This window comes from Oerskovia jenensis, assembly GCF_016907235.1.
GTDB classification, from domain to species: Bacteria; Actinomycetota; Actinomycetes; order Actinomycetales; family Cellulomonadaceae; genus Oerskovia; species Oerskovia jenensis.
The window spans coordinates 2,503,457-2,520,251 of sequence record NZ_JAFBBO010000001.1; the positions used below are offsets into that span (position 1 = coordinate 2,503,457).

Below are 16,795 nucleotides of genomic sequence, written 5' to 3' on the forward strand. Positions count from 1 at the left end.
CCTTGCGGTGCCGGGCCCTCGTGCGTTCGGTCCAGGTTCGAGGTGACGCTGCGCCGGCCCGGGAGCGACGGAAACTGGTATCGACCCGGTGCTCGGCCCCGTCAGCACGCCCCGTCAGCGCGCCGTGTCAACGGCGTCGGCAGGGCCGCGTCAGCGGCGTCAGCGGCGTCGGCAGGGCCGCGTCAGCGGCGTCAGCGGCGTCGGCAGGGCCGCGTCAGCGGCGTCAGCGGCGTCGGCAGGGCCGCGTCAGCGGCGTCAGCGGCGTCGGCAGGGCCGCGTCAGCGGCGTCAGCGGCGCACGAGCGGCGCGAGCCCTTCCGAGCGCTCCACGGCATCCGGGGCCCCGCACAGCGTGAGCCAGTTCGCGAGCAACCGGTGCCCGCCTTCGGTCAGTACCGACTCGGGGTGGAACTGCACGCCGTGCAGCGGCAGGTCACGGTGCTGGAGAGCCATGACGACCCCGCTCTCCGTCGCTGCCGTGACGACGAGCTCGGCGGGCACGGTCTCGGGGACCACCGCGAGCGAGTGGTAGCGCGTCGCGGTGAAGGGGGAGGGCAGACCGGCCAGGACACCCGTGTCCTCGTGCTCGACCAGGCTGGTCTTGCCGTGCATGAGCTCGGGAGCGTGGGTCACGGTGGCGCCGTACACCTCGGCGAGCGCCTGGTGGCCCAGGCAGACCCCGAGCATGGGCGTACGCGACGCGGCGCAGGCCCGGATGACCTCTTCGCTCTGCCCCGCCTCCGCGGGGGTGCCGGGACCGGGCGAGACGAGGACGCCGTCGAACACGCCCTCCTCGTCCCGGAACAGGCCGTCCGCGCCCACGGCGGGGACGGCGTCGTTGCGCACCACGACCGTCCGGGCGCCCAGCTGGTTCAGGTACCCCACGATCGTGTAGACGAACGAGTCGTAGTTGTCCACGACGAGGATGCGGACCATCCCTTACTCACCTGTTCCTTCGACGGTCTTCTGGTTGAACGGCTGGACGGCCTGAGCTCCGCTACCCCAGGGAGACCCGGAGCACCGGCAGCGCGCGGACGCGGGTCGGCGCCGGACGCGTCGACCCAGGACGTCGCGTACATCATCACCCGCCGGGTGTCGGCCCGGTGACGGCGTCCACGGCGTGCCACGTGCCGTGCGCGGGGCGGCCGTCGCGACCACGACCGGCGCTGCGGCATCGGGTGACGGGCCGGGCGACGCTCACGCCGCGTCCTTCTCGCCGGGCACCCGGGCGAACTGCAGGTCCGTGGCGCCCTCGAAGGCGGGGATCTCGAGCGAGGACGACTTCTCGACCTTCCACCCGAGTCCGTACGCGTCGACGTACTCCTGGTAGATGTTGATCACGGGGGAGCGGTCCAGTGCTGCCTGGAGAGCGACCGGGTCGCCGATGGCGGAGACCACGTAGGGCGGCGAGTAGACCCGTCCGTGCAGGTTGAGCACGTTGCCCACGCAACGGAACGCGGTGGTCGGGGTCACGCGCTGCCCCTGGAGGGTCATCGCCTCGGCGCCGCCGGCCCAGAGCGCGTTGATGACCTCCTGGAGGTCCTGCTGGTGGACGACGAGGTCGTCCACGCGGGCGTCCACCGACTTCTGGGTGGGCGGCGCGTCGTCGAGGGTCACGGTGAGCGCGGGGCCTCTGACCGGGACCGAGCCCGCGACGATGCCCGTGTTCACGACGACCTCGGGCGAGCTCACCTCGACAGGTGCGAGCTCCTGGGCCAGCGCGGTGACCTCGGTCTCGAGATCGACGACCTTCTCGGTCATGTTCTCGACCCGACGCTCCTCGTTCTGCACGAGGTCGGTGAGGTTCTGCGGGTGACGCCCGTCCTGGTTGCGCGCGAGCCTGGCGCTCGCCGTGAACATGAGGCCCGAGAGCGTGAGCACCAGGAGGACCGTGACACCGGACCGGATGCGCCGTCCCCGGGTGGGGGCGGGGGTGTCGGCTGCACGCCCGACGCCTTCCCCGGACGCAGCGTGCTCGTCGACGCCGCCGCGGGGCGCGTCGACGTCCTGGTCGTCCTGGCTCATTCCCTGACCCACCTCCGCCTGACCGTGCACACGGCTATTCTGTCCGCCCACTACGCTAGACGTCGAATGGCGTTGCCGTTCACGACGTCGCGCAGCGCCGTTTCGTCCCACCCGACACAGCTCCTGCACACCCTTCGTGCCAGGATCACGCATACCGAGGACAGGAGCCAGCTCTCGTGCCCGAGTCGAAGTCCCGTAAGAAGCCAGTCAAGGTCAAGGCCCCGCAGGTGAAGAAGCCTGACACCGGCAACCCGCGCTGGCTCGTCCCGACCATGCTCTCCCTGATGCTGCTGGGCCTGGCCTGGATCGTCCTCTTCTACCTGACCAGCAACGGGCTGGGCCTGCCGATCCCGGGGCTGCACCAGTGGAACCTGGCGATCGGGTTCTCGCTGATCATCGCCGGCTTCGTCCTGACGACGCGCTGGAAGTAGGGCGAGGGCCTCGCCCTGACCCACCGGGTAGCAGGTTCGGGTGGGTCCGCAGCGCTGCGGACCCACCCTGTCCCTGGTCGTGCGTACACAGGTCGTCACCGCCTGTGGATAACTACACCGGTGTAGTTCCACAGGTGTGAGTAACTCTGTGGATAACTATTCGAGGTCGAGTAGTCGGTTCAGAACGCCACGAACCCCGGACCGACCGTCGAGTACTTGAGCACCGTCAGCGCCACGAGGGCGACCGCGACGGCCACCGTCACGCCGACGCTCCACGCGACACGACGTGCCTTGGGCGCGTACGCGTACCCCGCCCCGAGGATCAGTCCGACGGCGAGCCCACCCAGGTGCGCCTGCCACGCGATGTTGGTACCGGGGATGAAGCCGATCGCCACGTTGATCCCGATCAGGACGAGGATCTGGGTCGCGTTCCTCCCCAGGCGCCGCAGGACGAGCAGGATCGCTCCGAAGAGCCCGAAGACCGCGCCGGACGCTCCCACCACGGCCGTGTACCAGCTCTGCGTCGACGGGTCCGCGAGGAGCAGGACCCCGACGGACCCTCCGAGCGCCGCGAGCACGTAGAGCGCGATGAAGCGCACCCTCCCGAGCATCTGCTCGAGGAAGGGCCCGGTGATCCACAGGGCGTACATGTTGAACAGGATGTGGAAGACGCCCGTGGAGTGGAGGAACGCCGCGGTGAGGAAGCGGTAGGGCTCCACCTCGCCGATGAAGGGCGCGAAGGCCAGCTGCTGGGTCCACCCGCCGTCCGTCACGAGCTGGAGCAGCCAGCTCCCGACGCACAGCGCGATGATCGTCAGCGTGACGACGGGCCGTCCGCCACGGACCGTGCCCCCCAGGACCGTCTGGGTGCGCGGGACGGTGCGTGCCTGCTCGCGGACGCAGTCCACGCACTGCACCCCGACGGCGGCGGGCCGCTGGCACTCGGGGCAGGCCGGACGGCCGCAGCGCTGGCAGCGGACGTAGGAGACGCGGTCGGGGTGTCGGGGACACACCGGAGCCGGCTGGGCCGGCTCCGGTGTCCCGAAGGCGGGGACGGAGATGGTCAGTCCTCGATGGTGACCGAGGTGATGACGATGTCGTCGACCGGACGGTCACCCGGACGCGTCCGGGTGGTGTTGATCGCGTCGACCACGGCGCGCGACTCGTCGTCCGCGACCTCGCCGAAGATGGTGTGCTTGCCGTTGAGCCACGGCGTCGGGATCGTGGAGATGAAGAACTGCGACCCGTTGGTGCCCTCGACCTCGCCCGAGACCGGGTTGCGACGCGACCCGGCGTTGGCCATGGCCAGCAGGTACGGACGGTCGAACTGGAGCTCGGGGTGGATCTCGTCGTTGAACGTGTAGCCAGGACCGCCGGTCCCGGTACCCAGGGGGCAACCGCCCTGGATCATGAAGTCCTGGATGACGCGGTGGAAGATCAGCCCGTCGTAGAACGGCGCGTTGCTCTCGGCGCCCGTGCGGGGATCCGTCCAGGTCGTGGTGCCCTTCGCCAGACCGGTGAAGTTCGCCACCGTCTTGGGCGCGTGGTTCGGCAGGAGCTCGATGCGGATGTCACCAGCAGTGGTGTGGAGGGTTGCGAACATGCCCTCATTCTCACATGACGTGCTGTGGCGCCCGCCAGTCGCCCGACTCGTGACGAGGACGACGGCGCGCTTGCCTCGCGGGTGCCCAGGCCCGGTGGCAGAGTGGAGTTCCAGCGACCCTGACCAGCACCGTGAACACCAGGAGGCTTCATGTCCGACCGCACCCGTCGTTCCACCCGAGCCGTGAACGACACGATCTCGTCGATCGACTCCGAGAAGATCAAGGATCAGGCCGCTGAGCTCGCCGCGCTCGTCGGTGACGCTGGTACCAAGGCGCAGACCACGGCCGCGCATCTCGCGGACCAGGCCAAGGACTGGGGCCAGCCCAAGGTCGAGGCTTTCGTCGAGTGGGCGACGCCTCGACTCGAGAAGGCGTGGCAGGACAGCCTGCAGGCAGCTGCCCCGCGCGTCGAGAAGGCCGCGGAGAAGGCCGGCCCGGCCATCGACACCGCGCACGACAAGCTCGTGGACGAGGTCCTGCCCAAGATCGTCGCGAGCTTCAACGCCGCGGCGACCGCCGCGGCAGAGGCTGCTTCCCGCAACGCCGAGGCCGCTGCGGCTGCCACGGTGGCCTCGGCGGCGGCAGCCGAGACGCTGTCCAAGAGGGCTGCGAAGAAGGCGGCCAAGGCGGCCAGGAAGGGGCTCGACGCTTCGGCGGCCTCGGCCAAGAAGGCCGCCAAGGCCGCACCTGCCAAGCTCACCGCCGCGGCCGAGCAGGCCGACCCCCAGAAGAAGAGCAAGGCGCTCTGGTGGGTCGTCGGCGGCGTCACCGCCGCGGGCGGCGCCTACGTCCTGTGGCGCCGTGCCCAGCCCACGACCGACCCGTGGGCCGAGCCGTGGGACCAGGTCCCCGCCTCGACCTTCGACGATGCCCGTGCGGCCGTCAACAACGCGGCCGAGGCCGTCGGCGAGGCAGCGGGCGTCGCGGTCGCCAAGGGTCGCGAGACGAGCGGCAAGGTCCAGGAAGCGGTCACCGACGCCGGCGAGAAGATCACCGGCAAGGTCCAGGAGGCCGTGAGCGACGCCAAGGAGGCCACGCGCAAGGCGACGACACGGGCCAAGGACGCCGCGCCGTCGGGCGACGAGGGCGAGGCGGCCGGGGACGGCAAGAAGCCGACCGCCTGACGTCGTACCCGGCACCCACGCCGCAGACCCGAGAGCCCCGACCGGCAGGACCGGTCGGGGCTCTCGGCGTTCCGGGGTCCCGGCGAGCCCGCCCACCCGCCCACAGCCTGGAGGCGTCGGGCAGGCGTCGGGCAGAGAAGGGCCCCGGGGGTACGCGAAAGGCCGCCGTCCAGGTCCGAAGACCCGGCCGACGGCCTCTCACTTCTGTGGAGCCAAGGGGACTCGAACCCCTAACCCCCTGCTTGCAAAGCAGGTGCGCTACCAATTGCGCCATGGCCCCAGATCACGCGGAACCACCCCGCAGAGACCGTCACTCGAAGGTGTCGGTGACCTCTGCCCAGAGATCGCGCTCGTTGTTGTCCTCGGACACCTTGCGCCAGATCAAGAATCCGGCGCCGGCAACGAGCAGCAGTACGAAGAACTTCTTCATGACGTTCCCCCTCGGGTGGGTTTCCGGCAGTGGGCCTAAGAGGACTTGAACCTCTGACCTCTTCCTTATCAGGGAAGCGCTCTAACCGTCTGAGCTATAGGCCCTTGCTGTGCTGCGGCAGCGCTTGAGACTACCGCACTTCTCGGGGTGCGCCCAAACCGGGACATCGTCCGACGTGCTCCGAAGCAGCTCGAGGCCCTTCGGACGACGTCCCGGTCTGGGGTGTTATGTCCTAGTCGTCCGTCAGTGTCAGGTGGATTCCGCCCACCATGGCCGCGACGATGTTGTAGATGAACGCCATGATCGTGGACAGCGCTGTGATGAGCACCATGTTCACGATCGCGATCAGGGTCGACAGCGCGACCACCCGGTTGAACTCCACGAACTGGAGCACGTCGACCTTGGACTCCTCGCCGACGATGCTCCGGATCAGCGCGTCCGTCTCGGTGAAGACGCCCATGCCGTCGAGCACCGTCCACAGGACCGCCGTCGCGACGACCGTCATGATCCCGATCGCCACCGCCAGCAGGAACGACAGCTTCATGACCGACCAGGGGTCGACGCGCGAGATCGCGAGGCGTACCCGACGAGGACCGTCAGCGGGGCGTGCCGCGGGTGTCGCACCCGTCGCCGGCTGTGCCGGCCTCGGCGCCTGTGCGGCGGGTCCCGGGGCCCCAGCCACGGGCGTGGCCCCCGTGACCGGGCTCGCCGCCCCGCTGAAGCCCGCCGCCGTGTAGTGCATGGCGGGCACCTCCGGGGCACCGCTCGCAGGGGGTGCGCCTGCGCTCGCCGGGGTCTTGTTCACACGTGGCACCGTTCGGTCGTCGATCTCGTCGGAGGGCTTCTCGCTCTGCTTCGCGGGCGCGGGCGCAGGCGCCGGTGCGGGCTCGGCCAGCTTCTTGGCGGCGGCCTTGGCCGTCGCCATGGCGGCGGCAGCCGCCTTCAGCGCACCGGACCGAGCGGTCGCGCCGCCGGAGGCCGGCGGTGGCGGGACGGGCTTCTCGCTCGCCGCCGCCCCGTCCGACGGCGTCGCTCCCGTCGCCGGGGGAGGTGGTGGGACCGGGGCGCTCGCCCCTGTCCGGGCACCGTTGGTCGTCCCGCCCCCTGCGGGCCGTGCGGTGCCGTTGCTCGCCGGAGGGCGGGTCGCGGTGCTCGTCACCTCATCAGGGCGCGGCGACACCGCCTTCGGCACGATCGTCGGCGGGGACTTCTTCTCGCTGCTCATCTACCATCCTCGGTGGCTCCGGGGGCCGCTTCCGACGAAGCCTCCTGCCCGGTGGTGCTGGCGGGAGAGGCGACCTCGGACTGCCCCTGCTCGGACGCGTCCTCGTCCACGGTATCCCGATCCTCCCCCAGTCGACGTTCGACATTACGGGCAACGGCGATGATCTTGTCGTTCTTGTCCGGCTTGGCGAAGATGACGCCCTGCGACGTGCGTCCCGTGGGCTTGACCTCGTCGACCGACGAGCGCACGATCTTGCCGCGTTCCATGATGACGAGCACCTCGTCGTCGGCGTCCACCACGAGGGCCCCGACCAGGTCACCGTTGCGCTCGGGAAGGTTCGCGACCTTGATGCCGAAGCCGTTGCGGCCCTGGACGCGGTAGTTGTCCTCGGTGAGCTGGGTCCGCTTGGCGATTCCGCCCTCGGTGACCGTGAACAGGAAGGCGTCGTCGCGGACCACGTCCATCGCGAGCAGGTCGTCCTCCTCGCGGAACTTCATCCCGGTGACGCCCGACGTCGAGCGACCCAGCGGGCGCATGGCGTCGTCGTCGGCCGTGAAGCGGATGGACTGCCCCTTGCGCGAGACCAGGATCAGGTCGTCGGTGGCGTCCACGAGACGGGCCGAGACCAGCTCGTCGGTGTTGCCCTCCTCGTCCTCGCGCAGGTTGATCGCGATGAGGCCGCCCGAGCGCGGGGAGTTGTACTCCGCCAGGCGCGTCTTCTTGACCAGACCGCGGCGCGTGGCGAGCACCAGGTACTCGGCGGCGTCGTAGTCGCGCAGGTCCAGGACCTGCGCGATCTTCTCGCCCGGCTGGAACGCGAGCAGGTTCGCGACGTGCTGACCCTTGGCGTCCCGCCCGCCCTCGGGGAGCTCGTACGCCTTGGCCCGGTACACACGACCCAGGTTCGTGAAGAACAGGAGCCAGTGGTGCGTCGTCGTCACGAAGAAGTGGTCGACGATGTCGTCCTCGCGCAGCTGCGTGCCGCGCACCCCCTTGCCGCCACGCTTCTGCTGACGGTAGTTGTCGCTGCGCGTGCGCTTGGCGTAGCCGCCGCGCGTGATCGTGACGACGACCTCCTCCTCAGCGATGAGGTCCTCGATCGAGACCTCGCCGTCGTAGGGGAGGATCGTGGTCCGACGCTCGTCTCCGAAGCGGGTCACGATCTCGTCGAGCTCTTCGCCCACGATCTGACGCTGGCGCTCCGGGCGCGCGAGGATGTCGTTCAGGTCCTTGATCGCGGCCTCGAGCTCCGCGTACTCGTCGACGAGCTTCTGGCGCTCCATCGCGGCGAGCGCGCGCAGCTGCAGCGTCAGGATCGCCCGGGCCTGGATCTCGTCGACCTCGAGCAGCGCCATGAGGCCCTCACGAGCGTCCTCGACCGTGGCCGAACCACGGATCAGAGCGATCACCGCGTCGAGCGCGTCGAGCGCCTTGAGGTAGCCGCGCACGATGTGCGCGCGCTCCTCCTTGGCACGCAGGTCGAACCGGGCGCGGCGCATGACGACGTCCATCTGGTGCGTCGTCCAGTGACGGACGAACGCGTCGATGCTCAGTGTGCGCGGCACGCCGTCGACCAGCGCGAGCATGTTCGCGCCGAAGTTCTCCTGGAGCGACGTGTGCTTGTACAGGTTGTTCAGGACGACCTTGGCGACCGCGTCGCGCTTGAGCACGATGACCAGGCGCTGCCCCGTACGGCCCGAGGTCTCGTCGCGGATGTCGGCGATGCCCTGCACCTTGCCGTCCTTGACCAGGTCGGCGATGCGCAGCGCGAGGTTGTCCGGGTTGACCTGGTAGGGCAGCTCGGTGATGACCAGGCAGATCCGGTTCTGGATCTCCTCGACGTTGACGACCGCGCGCATCGTGATCGAGCCACGACCCGTGCGGTACGCCTCCTCGATGCCCTTGTGGCCGAGGATCGTCGCGCCGGTCGGGAAGTCGGGGCCCTTGATCTTGGTGAGCAGGACCTCGAGGAGCTCCTCCTTGGAGGCCTCCGGGTGCTCGAGGTGCCACTTCACGCCGTCCGCGACCTCACGGAGGTTGTGCGGCGGGATGTTCGTGGCCATGCCGACCGCGATCCCGGCCGAACCGTTGACCAGCAGGTTCGGGAAGCGGGAGGGCAGGACGACGGGCTCCTGCGTGCGACCGTCGTAGTTGTCCTGGAAGTCGACGGTCTCCTTGTCGATGTCCCGGACCATCTCCGTGGCCAGCGGCGCCATGCGGCACTCGGTGTACCGCGGCGCGGCCGCCGGGTCGTTGCCGGGGGAGCCGAAGTTCCCCTGCCCGGCCGCCAACGGGTAACGCAGCGACCAGTCCTGGACCAGGCGCACCAGGGCGTCGTAGATGGACGTGTCACCGTGCGGGTGGAACTTGCCCATGACGTCGCCGACGACACGGCTGCACTTGGAGAACGCCCGGTCGGGACGGTATCCACCGTCGTGCATCGCGTACAGCACGCGACGGTGGACGGGCTTGAGCCCGTCCCGCACGTCGGGGAGTGCACGGCCCACGATGACGCTCATCGCGTAGTCGAGGTACGAGCGCTGCATCTCGAGCTGGAGGTCCACCTGCTCGATGCGCCCGTGCTGCACGGCGACCGTGCCGTCTGACCGCACCACTGCCTCGGTCCCGTCACCGGGGAGGGTTCCCTGGTTCTCGTCCTGCTCGGGAGTCTCGTCCGTCACCGTCGTCTACCTCGTCCTGTCGTGGTCCTGCTGGGTGGTGAAGCTGCGTCGTGGCACGGAGCCGGTGGTCCGGTCGTCGGTGCGCTCACGTCGAGCGCGGACCGCGGTCCGTGCAGCCGTGCCGGGCTGCGCGGACTCCGTGCCTGGGGCGGGGCCCGGTCCGGGCCGACGTGGGCGGCCGGGTGGAAGACCCGACCGCCCCACGGCTCCCGGCCGCGTCCCCGCTAGATGTCCAGGAACCTCACGTCCTTGGCGTTGCGCTGGATGAAGTTGCGGCGCGACTCCACGTCCTCGCCCATGAGGATCGAGAAGATCTCGTCCGCTGCAGCGGCGTCGTCGAGCGTGACCTGGTTGAGCGTGCGGTGCTCGGGGTCCATGGTCGTGTCCCACAGCTCCGAGTAGTCCATCTCGCCCAGACCCTTGTAGCGCTGGATCCCGTTCTCCTTGGGGATGCGCTTGCCCGCAGCCTGGCCGGCGAGCAGGAAGGCGTCGCGCTCCCGGTCGGAGTACACGTAGTCGTGCGGCGCGTTGGACCACTTGAGGCGGTACAGCGGCGGCTGGGCGAGGTACACGTGGCCGTGCTCGATCAGCGGTCGCATGTACCGGAAGAGCAGCGTCAGCAGGAGCGTGCAGATGTGCTGGCCGTCGACGTCGGCATCGGCCATCAGGACGATCTTGTGATAGCGCAGCTTGGCGATGTCGAAGTCCTCGCCGATGCCCGTCCCGAACGCCGTGATGAGGGCCTGGACCTCGTTGTTGCCCAGGGCCCGGTCGAGGCGAGCGCGCTCGACGTTGAGGATCTTCCCGCGCAGCGGCAGGATCGCCTGGTTGTGGGGGTTGCGCCCACGGACCGCCGAGCCACCTGCCGAGTCGCCCTCGACGATGAAGACCTCGCACTCCTCCGGGCGGTTCGACTGGCAGTCCTTGAGCTTGCCAGGCATCCCGCCGGACTCGAGCAGGCCCTTGCGGCGGGTCGCCTCGCGCGCCTTGCGGGCCGCGAGCCGCGCCTGCGAGGCCTGGATGGCCTTGCGGATGATGTCGCGGGCCTCGGTCGGGTGCGAGTCGAACCAGTCCGTGAGCTGAGCGCGCACCACGCGCTGGACGAAGGACTTGGCCTCGGTGTTGCCGAGCTTGGTCTTGGTCTGGCCCTCGAACTGCGGCTCGCCGAGCTTGATCGACAGGACGGCCGTGAGGCCCTCGCGGATGTCGTCGCCCGTGAGGTTGTCGTCCTTCTCCTTGATGATGCTCTTGGCCCGCGCGTACTCGTTGACCAGCGAGGTCATGGCCGCACGGAAGCCCTCCTCGTGCGTGCCGCCCTCGGTCGTCGAGATCGTGTTGGCGAACGTGTGCACGGACTCGGAGTACGAGCCGGTCCACTGGAGCGCGATCTCGACCGAGATGCGTCGCTCCTTGTCCTCGGACTCGAAGTCGATGATCTCGTCGTGGATCAGCTCGACCTTCTTGGCCGAGTTGAGGTGCTTGACGTAGTCGACCAGACCGTCGTCGTACTTGTAGGACACGACGCGGGGCTTGAACTCGTCCTCGCCCTCCGGGGCCGCGACGAGGTCCTCCGCGGGGTCCACGACCTGTCCCGTGACCTCGTCGTCCGTGTCGAGGAACTGCCGGCGCTCGTCCGTCAGCGTGATGCGCAGCCCCTTGTTGAGGAACGCGTACTGCTGGAAGCGCGAGCGCAGCGTCTCGAAGTCGAACTCGGTCGTCTCGAAGATCTCCGGGTCGGCCCAGAACGTCTGGGTCGTGCCCGTCTCCGTGGTGGCCTCGCCCTTGACGAGCGGACCGTCGGTCTTGCCGCCGTCCTTGAAGTTCTGGGTCCAGGTGTACCCGTCACGCTTGACCACGGTCTCGACCTTGTAGGAGAGCGCGTTGACGACCGAGATGCCGACGCCGTGCAGACCGCCCGACACCGCGTAGCCGCCGCCGCCGAACTTTCCGCCGGCGTGGAGGATCGTCATGACGACCTCGACGGTCGGCTTTCCCTCGGTCGGGTGGATCGCGACGGGGATGCCACGGCCGTTGTCCGTGACTCGTACACCTCCGTCGGCGAGAAGTGTCACGTCGATGGTGTCGGCGTACCCTGCGAGAGCTTCGTCCACAGAGTTGTCCACAACCTCGTACACGAGGTGGTGGAGGCCGCGCTCACCGGTGGACCCGATGTACATACCGGGACGCTTGCGGACGGCCTCGAGCCCTTCGAGGACCGTGATGTTGCTCGCGTCGTACGTGCCACCAGAGGGGTCCCGGTCCACGCCCGGCCCTTCACCACTCTCCGGGGGCAGGCTGGAAGGGACGTTGTCTGTGTGCTCTGCCACGGGCGGAAGCGCTCCTCGTCATCATGCACGCGACAGGTTCACCCGCTGGGGAGGATCGCTGCACGGCTCATCGGTTCCGGCTCGCGCGGTGCACCCAGACGGTGCTCGCGGAGGTACCCGGAATGACCTCTCCATTCTACCTGGGAGGTAGCCGAAACAGCGGATTATGAGGCTCTGGGGGCAAGTTCTCCACAAGGTTCTCCACAGGGTGATGGATCTACCCACGAGCAAGGACGACCAGACCCCGGCCGAGAGGGCCATACCGGGACGAACCGGACGGTCTACTCAGCCGTACGTGTCGCGCGGCCCACGCCCCCGGACCGACTTCGGACCACGGCGGAAGCTGGGGCCCGTCGGCCCCAGCACCGTGACCGACTCGACCACGCCTTCGCCGACCTCCTGGGCCAGTCGTTCGAGCAGCCGGGGCGTCAGCAACCGTACCTGCGTGGCCCACGCGGTCGAGTCCGCCCGCACCACGAGCACCTTGTCCTCGAACGTCTCGGGCTCGCAGTGGTCGGCCACCTGGTCGCCGACGACCTCGCGCCAGCGCCCGACGACCCCGCCGACGGACACGTCCTGGACCCACCCGCGCTCGTGCAGCAGGCGCTGGACGACCGCGCCGAACGTCTGCGGGTCGCGGCCCCCCGGCCGCGCCCCGGTGGACGGGGGAGGATCGGCCAGGACGCGTCGCGACGGCTGCCCCGGCCGGATGCCCTTCGCGCGCGCCGCGGCGCGAGCACGGTTGAGGGCCTCGCGCGCGACCTGGGCAGGAGGCGTGAGGTCCACCACCTCGCCGACGGGCAGGCCCTGAGCACGGCCGGGCTCCTCGTCCTCGCCGTCCTCGCCGTCCTCGCCGTGCTCCCCGACCTCACGCACGTCTGGTCACCTGGCCGTTGTACACATCGAGCCGCAGACCCGAGAGCTGGGCGGGCACGTCCTCGGGCACGGCCGCCGTGATGATGACCTGGTTGGCCCCTGCGACCAGGTCCGCGAGCTTGTTGCGACGGCGCACGTCGAGCTCGGCGAACACGTCGTCGAGCAGGAGGACGGGCTCGCCGTCGGGCCCCCAGTCCGGCGACCACAGGAGCGAGCCGGCCGCCTCCGGTGCCCCGTCCGTGAGGAGCCGGTACGACGCGAGGCGGAGCGCGAGCGCGAACGACCAGGACTCGCCGTGGCTCGCGTACCCCTTCGCCGGGAGGTTCCCGAGGGTCAGGACGAGGTCGTCGCGGTGCGGCCCCACGAGGCACACCCCGCGCTCGATCTCCTTGCTGCGCAAGGAGGCCATGGCCTCGAGGAGCTGCGTCTCGAGGGTCTCGACGGTCTGCGTCTCGCCCTGCGCCCCGACGGCGTCGCTCACGTCCTCGAGGGCGGCCGCGACCGAGGAGCGGTAGGCGATGTGCGCCTCACCCTGCCCCGAGCTCACCTGCTCGTACGCCGCCGCGGCGTAGGGCTGGAGAGCCGCGACGAGCTGGAGCCGCAACGCGACGATCTCCGCACCCGTCGCCGCGAGCTTGGCGTCCCACACGTCGAGCGTGCGCAGGTCCGGCGTCGACGAGCGAGCGGCGCGCATCGCACCGCCCGCGGACTTGAGGAGCGCGCTGCGCTGACGCAGGACCCGGTCGTAGTCCGAGAGGACCCCCGCGAACCGCGGCACCAGGAGCACGGCGAGCTGGTCGAGGAACCGTCGACGACCGTCGGGGTCGCCCTTGACCAGAGCCAGGTCCTCGGGCGCGAACAGCACGGTCCGCGCGATGCCCAGGACGTCGCGGGGCTTGCCCGCGGGCGCACGGTTGATCCGGGCACGGTTGGCCTTGCCCGCCGCGATCTCGATCTCGACCGTGCTCGCCCGGTCGCCCCGGACGATCCGTGCCCGGACCACTGCCCGCGAGGCGCCCGCACGCACCAGGGCCGCGTCCGACGGCACGCGGTGGCTGCCCAGGGTCGCGACGTAGCCGATCGCCTCGACGAGGTTCGTCTTGCCCTGTCCGTTCGGGCCGACGAAGGCGTTCACGCCGGGCTCGAGCTCGACGTCGACGGACGCGTACGAGCGGAAGTCCGCGAGCGAGAGGTGAGAGATGTACATCAGGTCCTACGGCGTCGGGTCGAACAGGTCGTGGTGTCGGTCGTGACGGGGCGGCCCTTCCACAGTGCGTGGACAGCCTGTGGAGAAGGGCACCGGGCGACGCCTACCAGTGTGCGGCCTCCCCGGTACGACGACCTACCGGGCGAGCGACGTCGTCGGGCAGGGAGCACGTCCGCCTCAGGAACCGCCGGCAGGCTTCACGGCGTGCCCGCCGAACTGCTGACGAAGGGCCGCGACCGCCTTCATCGCGGGCGACGCCCCCTGGCGGGACGCGAAGCGCGCGAAGAGCGCGGCCGAGATGACCGGGAGCGGCACCGCGCTGTCGATCGCCTCGTCCACGGTCCAGCGGCCCTCGCCCGAGTCCTCGACCCAGTCGCTGATCTCGCCCAGCTCCGGGTCCTCCTCGAGCGCCTTGACCAAGAGGTCCAGGAGCCACGACCGCACGACCGTGCCGCGCGTCCAGGCCTTGAGGGTCCCCGGGACGTCCGTGACGATGTCCTTGGCCTCGAGGAGCTCGTACCCCTCGGCATAGGCCTGCATGAGGCCGTACTCGATGCCGTTGTGGACCATCTTCGCGTAGTGCCCGGCCCCCACGGCCCCGGCGTGCACGAAGCCCTCCTCCCGCGGTCCGTCCGGCCGGAGCGCGTCGAAGACCGGCATCGCGGCCTCGACGAGCGCCGCGTCACCGCCCACCATGAGGCCGTAGCCGTTCTCGAGGCCCCAGATGCCTCCCGAGACGCCCACGTCCAGGTACCCGATGCCCAGGGGAGCGAGCTCCGCGGCGTGCACGGCGTCGTCCGAGAAGTGGGAGTTCCCGCCCTCGATGACGACGTCTCCGTCCGTGAGCAGTCCCGCGAGCTCGGTCACCACGCTGCGCGTGATCGGCCCGGACGGGACCATGACCCACACGAACCGCTGCCCCGGCGGAAGAGCTGCGACCAGCTCGGAGAGCGAGGCGACGTCCGACACCTCGGGGTTCTGGTCGAACCCCGTGACCTCGATGCCGCCCGCGCGCAGACGGGTGCGCATGTTCGCGCCCATCTTGCCGAGTCCGACCAGACCGATGTGGGTGACCATCGCGTGCCTCCGTACCGTTGAGCTCGTGCCGTGCGCGGGCCAGCCGCCGCTAGCTCGCGAAGCGGATGGGGACCAGCAGGTAGCGGTAGTGCGACGAGTCCTCGCCGTCCAGCGACTCCTGACCGGTGAACTCGACCGGCTTGTTGGGGTGCGTGAAGCTCAGACGGACGAAGTCCGTCCCCAGCGCGCCCAGGCCGTCGAGCAGGAACTGCGGGTTGAACGCGACCGAGATCTCCTCGCCCACCAGGACGGCCTCGAGGGCCTCCGACGCCTGCGCGTCGTCCCCCTGGCCCGCGTCGAGCACGACCTGCCCGTCCGTGAACGACAGGCGGATCGGGGTGTTGCGCTCCGCGACGAGCGAGACGCGCTTGGCCGCGTCGATCAGCGGTGCGGTCGCCATGACCGCGTGGATCGGGGTCTCGTCGGGGAAGAGCCGACGGACCGCCGGGTAGTCGCCGTCCACGAGCTGCGACGTCGTGTGGCGGCCACCCGCCTCGAAGCCGATGAGGTCGACGCCCGTGCCCGCCGTGAGGCCCACGTTGACCAGGCCCGAGCTGCCCAGGGACTTCGCGACGTCGTTGAGCGTGCGCGCACGCACGAGGGCGACCGCGTTGAAGTCGGGGGAGGAAGGAGTCCACGTGAGCTCACGCAGCGCGAGCCGGTAGCGGTCCGTCGCGAGGAGCGTGATGCGCTCGCCGTCGATCTCCATGCGCACGCCCGTCAGCAGCGGCAGCGTGTCGTCGCGGCTCGCGGCCACCGTCACCTGGGCCACGGCGTGCGTCAGCTCGTCGCCCGAGACGGTGCCGGACAGCTCCGGCATGGCCGGCAGCGCCGGGTAGTCCTCGACCGGCATGGTGAGGAGCGTGAAACGGCTCGCGCCGCACGTGACGATCACCTTGTTGCCCTCGACCGCGAAGTCGACCGGCTTGGCGGGCAGAGCGCGGGAGATCTCCGCGAGCAGACGGCCGGAGACCAGGACCGTCCCCGGCTCGACGACCTCGGCAGGGATCTCGGAGCGTGCGGACACCTCGTAGTCGAAGCTCGACAGCCCGATGGTGCCCACCGCGTCGGCCTCGATGCGTACCCCTGCAAGAACGGGCGCCGGAGGCCGCGTCGGCAACGTACGGGCCGTCCAGGTCACTGCGTCGGCCAGGACATCACGCTCAACCCGGAACTTCATCCCACACCCTCTCGTCCATGGATCGATCTTCACATGTCAGGCACTCGACCGCGCGGTACACAGGGGTGAGTTCGCTTGTGCATGAAGACCGCACGTCGCTGTTCCTCGCGTCGTCCCCCTCACCGTCGGGGAGGACGAGACCTGTTCGGGTCGCCGTGCCCGCATGAACCCTACGCGAGTCCTGGCCTTGCCCGGTACCTCTGGCACGCTCTGTGGATCGGTGTCGATCCAGGGACCGCCCGGGCTTTCGTGTGACCGCGGTCACACGTGCGAGTTGAGGCAGCTCGAGCGGCTCGGGACCAGATGAAGGCGTGTGGATATTTCCTCTTAGAGATCATTCGTCGTAGTCATCGGTGTTGTGCAAAGTGTGGAAAACGGGTCTTCGCCCTGGTCAGCGGCACATTCTGCGTGTGGACGAAGTGGGTACGAGCCTGTGGGTAAATCGCAGGCACTGTTGACGGCGAGTTGTCCACAGATCGCCGTCCACCGAGAGGACATCCTCTGTCCACACGATGTGGCCCTTCATCCACAGTTATCCACAGGCAGGTGCACAACCTTGTGGGGATCGCGGCCGCAGGGGGATCTGTACACAGCACAGAGTGCCCTGTA

14 protein-coding genes and 2 tRNA genes are annotated in these 16,795 nt (G+C 69.7%); 2 read left to right on the forward strand and 14 right to left on the reverse strand.

What is annotated here, in order from left to right; translation table 11 throughout:
- Nucleotides 1–287: 287 nt before the first annotated feature.
- Together JOD49_RS11210 and JOD49_RS11215 are read right to left on the reverse strand one after the other, a co-directional pair.
- Complete coding sequence (locus JOD49_RS11210; protein WP_205307263.1) at nt 288–935, reverse strand: aminodeoxychorismate/anthranilate synthase component II; 648 nt, start codon at nt 933–935, stop codon at nt 288–290.
- A gap of 261 nt (nt 936–1,196) precedes the next feature.
- The gene (locus JOD49_RS11215; protein ID WP_205307264.1) at nt 1,197–2,024 is read right to left on the reverse strand and encodes a DUF881 domain-containing protein; all 828 of its coding nucleotides are present in this window, start codon (nt 2,022–2,024) and stop codon (nt 1,197–1,199) included.
- Nucleotides 2,025–2,200: 176 nt separating this feature from the next.
- Between JOD49_RS11215 and JOD49_RS11220 the strand changes: the two genes are divergently transcribed.
- Complete coding sequence (locus JOD49_RS11220) at nt 2,201–2,455, forward strand: cell division protein CrgA (protein WP_205307265.1); 255 nt, start codon at nt 2,201–2,203, stop codon at nt 2,453–2,455.
- Between the two features lie 179 nt (nt 2,456–2,634).
- Here JOD49_RS11220 and JOD49_RS11225 read toward each other — a convergent pair whose 3' ends face one another.
- Both JOD49_RS11225 and JOD49_RS11230 read right to left on the reverse strand, forming a co-directional pair.
- The gene (locus JOD49_RS11225) at nt 2,635–3,363 is read right to left on the reverse strand and encodes a rhomboid family intramembrane serine protease (protein WP_372441284.1); all 729 of its coding nucleotides are present in this window, start codon (nt 3,361–3,363) and stop codon (nt 2,635–2,637) included.
- 155 nt (nt 3,364–3,518) lie between these two features.
- A complete protein-coding gene (locus tag JOD49_RS11230) occupies nt 3,519–4,058 on the reverse strand; it encodes a peptidylprolyl isomerase (protein ID WP_191791239.1) in 540 nt (179 codons plus the stop codon).
- A gap of 150 nt (nt 4,059–4,208) precedes the next feature.
- On the opposite strand from JOD49_RS11230, the gene JOD49_RS20540 reads away from it, so the two are divergent.
- Entirely contained in the window at nt 4,209–5,183 is a 975-nt protein-coding gene (locus JOD49_RS20540) for a hypothetical protein (RefSeq protein ID WP_205307266.1), read from the forward strand.
- A 207-nt stretch (nt 5,184–5,390) separates the two neighbouring features.
- Here the strand turns inward: JOD49_RS20540 and JOD49_RS11240 are convergent.
- From JOD49_RS11240 to dnaN, 10 genes are all read right to left on the reverse strand, one after another.
- Nucleotides 5,391–5,463: transfer RNA gene (locus JOD49_RS11240), tRNA-Ala, on the reverse strand.
- A gap of 30 nt (nt 5,464–5,493) precedes the next feature.
- Nucleotides 5,494–5,613, reverse strand: a complete 120-nt coding sequence (locus JOD49_RS20155; protein WP_210410998.1) for a DLW-39 family protein — start codon at nt 5,611–5,613, stop codon at nt 5,494–5,496.
- A 30-nt stretch (nt 5,614–5,643) separates the two neighbouring features.
- Nucleotides 5,644–5,717: transfer RNA gene (locus JOD49_RS11245), tRNA-Ile, on the reverse strand.
- Between the two features lie 128 nt (nt 5,718–5,845).
- Nucleotides 5,846–6,838 carry a DUF3566 domain-containing protein gene (locus JOD49_RS11250; RefSeq protein WP_239525196.1) on the reverse strand — a complete coding sequence of 331 codons (993 nt, stop codon included), beginning with the start codon at nt 6,836–6,838 and terminating at the stop codon, nt 5,846–5,848.
- Nucleotides 6,835–9,519: a DNA gyrase subunit A gene (gene gyrA / locus JOD49_RS11255; protein WP_205307267.1), complete on the reverse strand. Its 2,685-nt coding sequence runs from the start codon at nt 9,517–9,519 to the stop codon at nt 6,835–6,837. Before gyrA ends, JOD49_RS11250 begins: the two co-directional genes overlap by 4 nt.
- 224 nt (nt 9,520–9,743) lie before the next feature.
- Complete coding sequence (gene gyrB / locus JOD49_RS11260) at nt 9,744–11,783, reverse strand: DNA topoisomerase (ATP-hydrolyzing) subunit B (RefSeq protein ID WP_307822502.1); 2,040 nt, start codon at nt 11,781–11,783, stop codon at nt 9,744–9,746.
- A 348-nt stretch (nt 11,784–12,131) separates the two neighbouring features.
- On the reverse strand, nt 12,132–12,722 hold the full coding sequence (locus JOD49_RS11265) for a DciA family protein (RefSeq protein ID WP_307822503.1): 591 nt from the start codon (nt 12,720–12,722) through the stop codon (nt 12,132–12,134).
- Nucleotides 12,715–13,929, reverse strand: a complete 1,215-nt coding sequence (gene recF, locus JOD49_RS11270; protein WP_205307268.1) for a DNA replication/repair protein RecF — start codon at nt 13,927–13,929, stop codon at nt 12,715–12,717. The genes JOD49_RS11265 and recF overlap by 8 nt, the downstream gene beginning before the upstream one ends.
- 177 nt (nt 13,930–14,106) lie before the next feature.
- Nucleotides 14,107–15,006: a phosphogluconate dehydrogenase (NAD(+)-dependent, decarboxylating) gene (gene gnd, locus JOD49_RS11275; RefSeq protein ID WP_205307269.1), complete on the reverse strand. Its 900-nt coding sequence runs from the start codon at nt 15,004–15,006 to the stop codon at nt 14,107–14,109.
- Nucleotides 15,007–15,055: 49 nt separating this feature from the next.
- Nucleotides 15,056–16,186: a DNA polymerase III subunit beta gene (gene dnaN, locus JOD49_RS11280; RefSeq protein WP_205307270.1), complete on the reverse strand. Its 1,131-nt coding sequence runs from the start codon at nt 16,184–16,186 to the stop codon at nt 15,056–15,058.
- Nucleotides 16,187–16,795 lie beyond the last annotated feature (609 nt).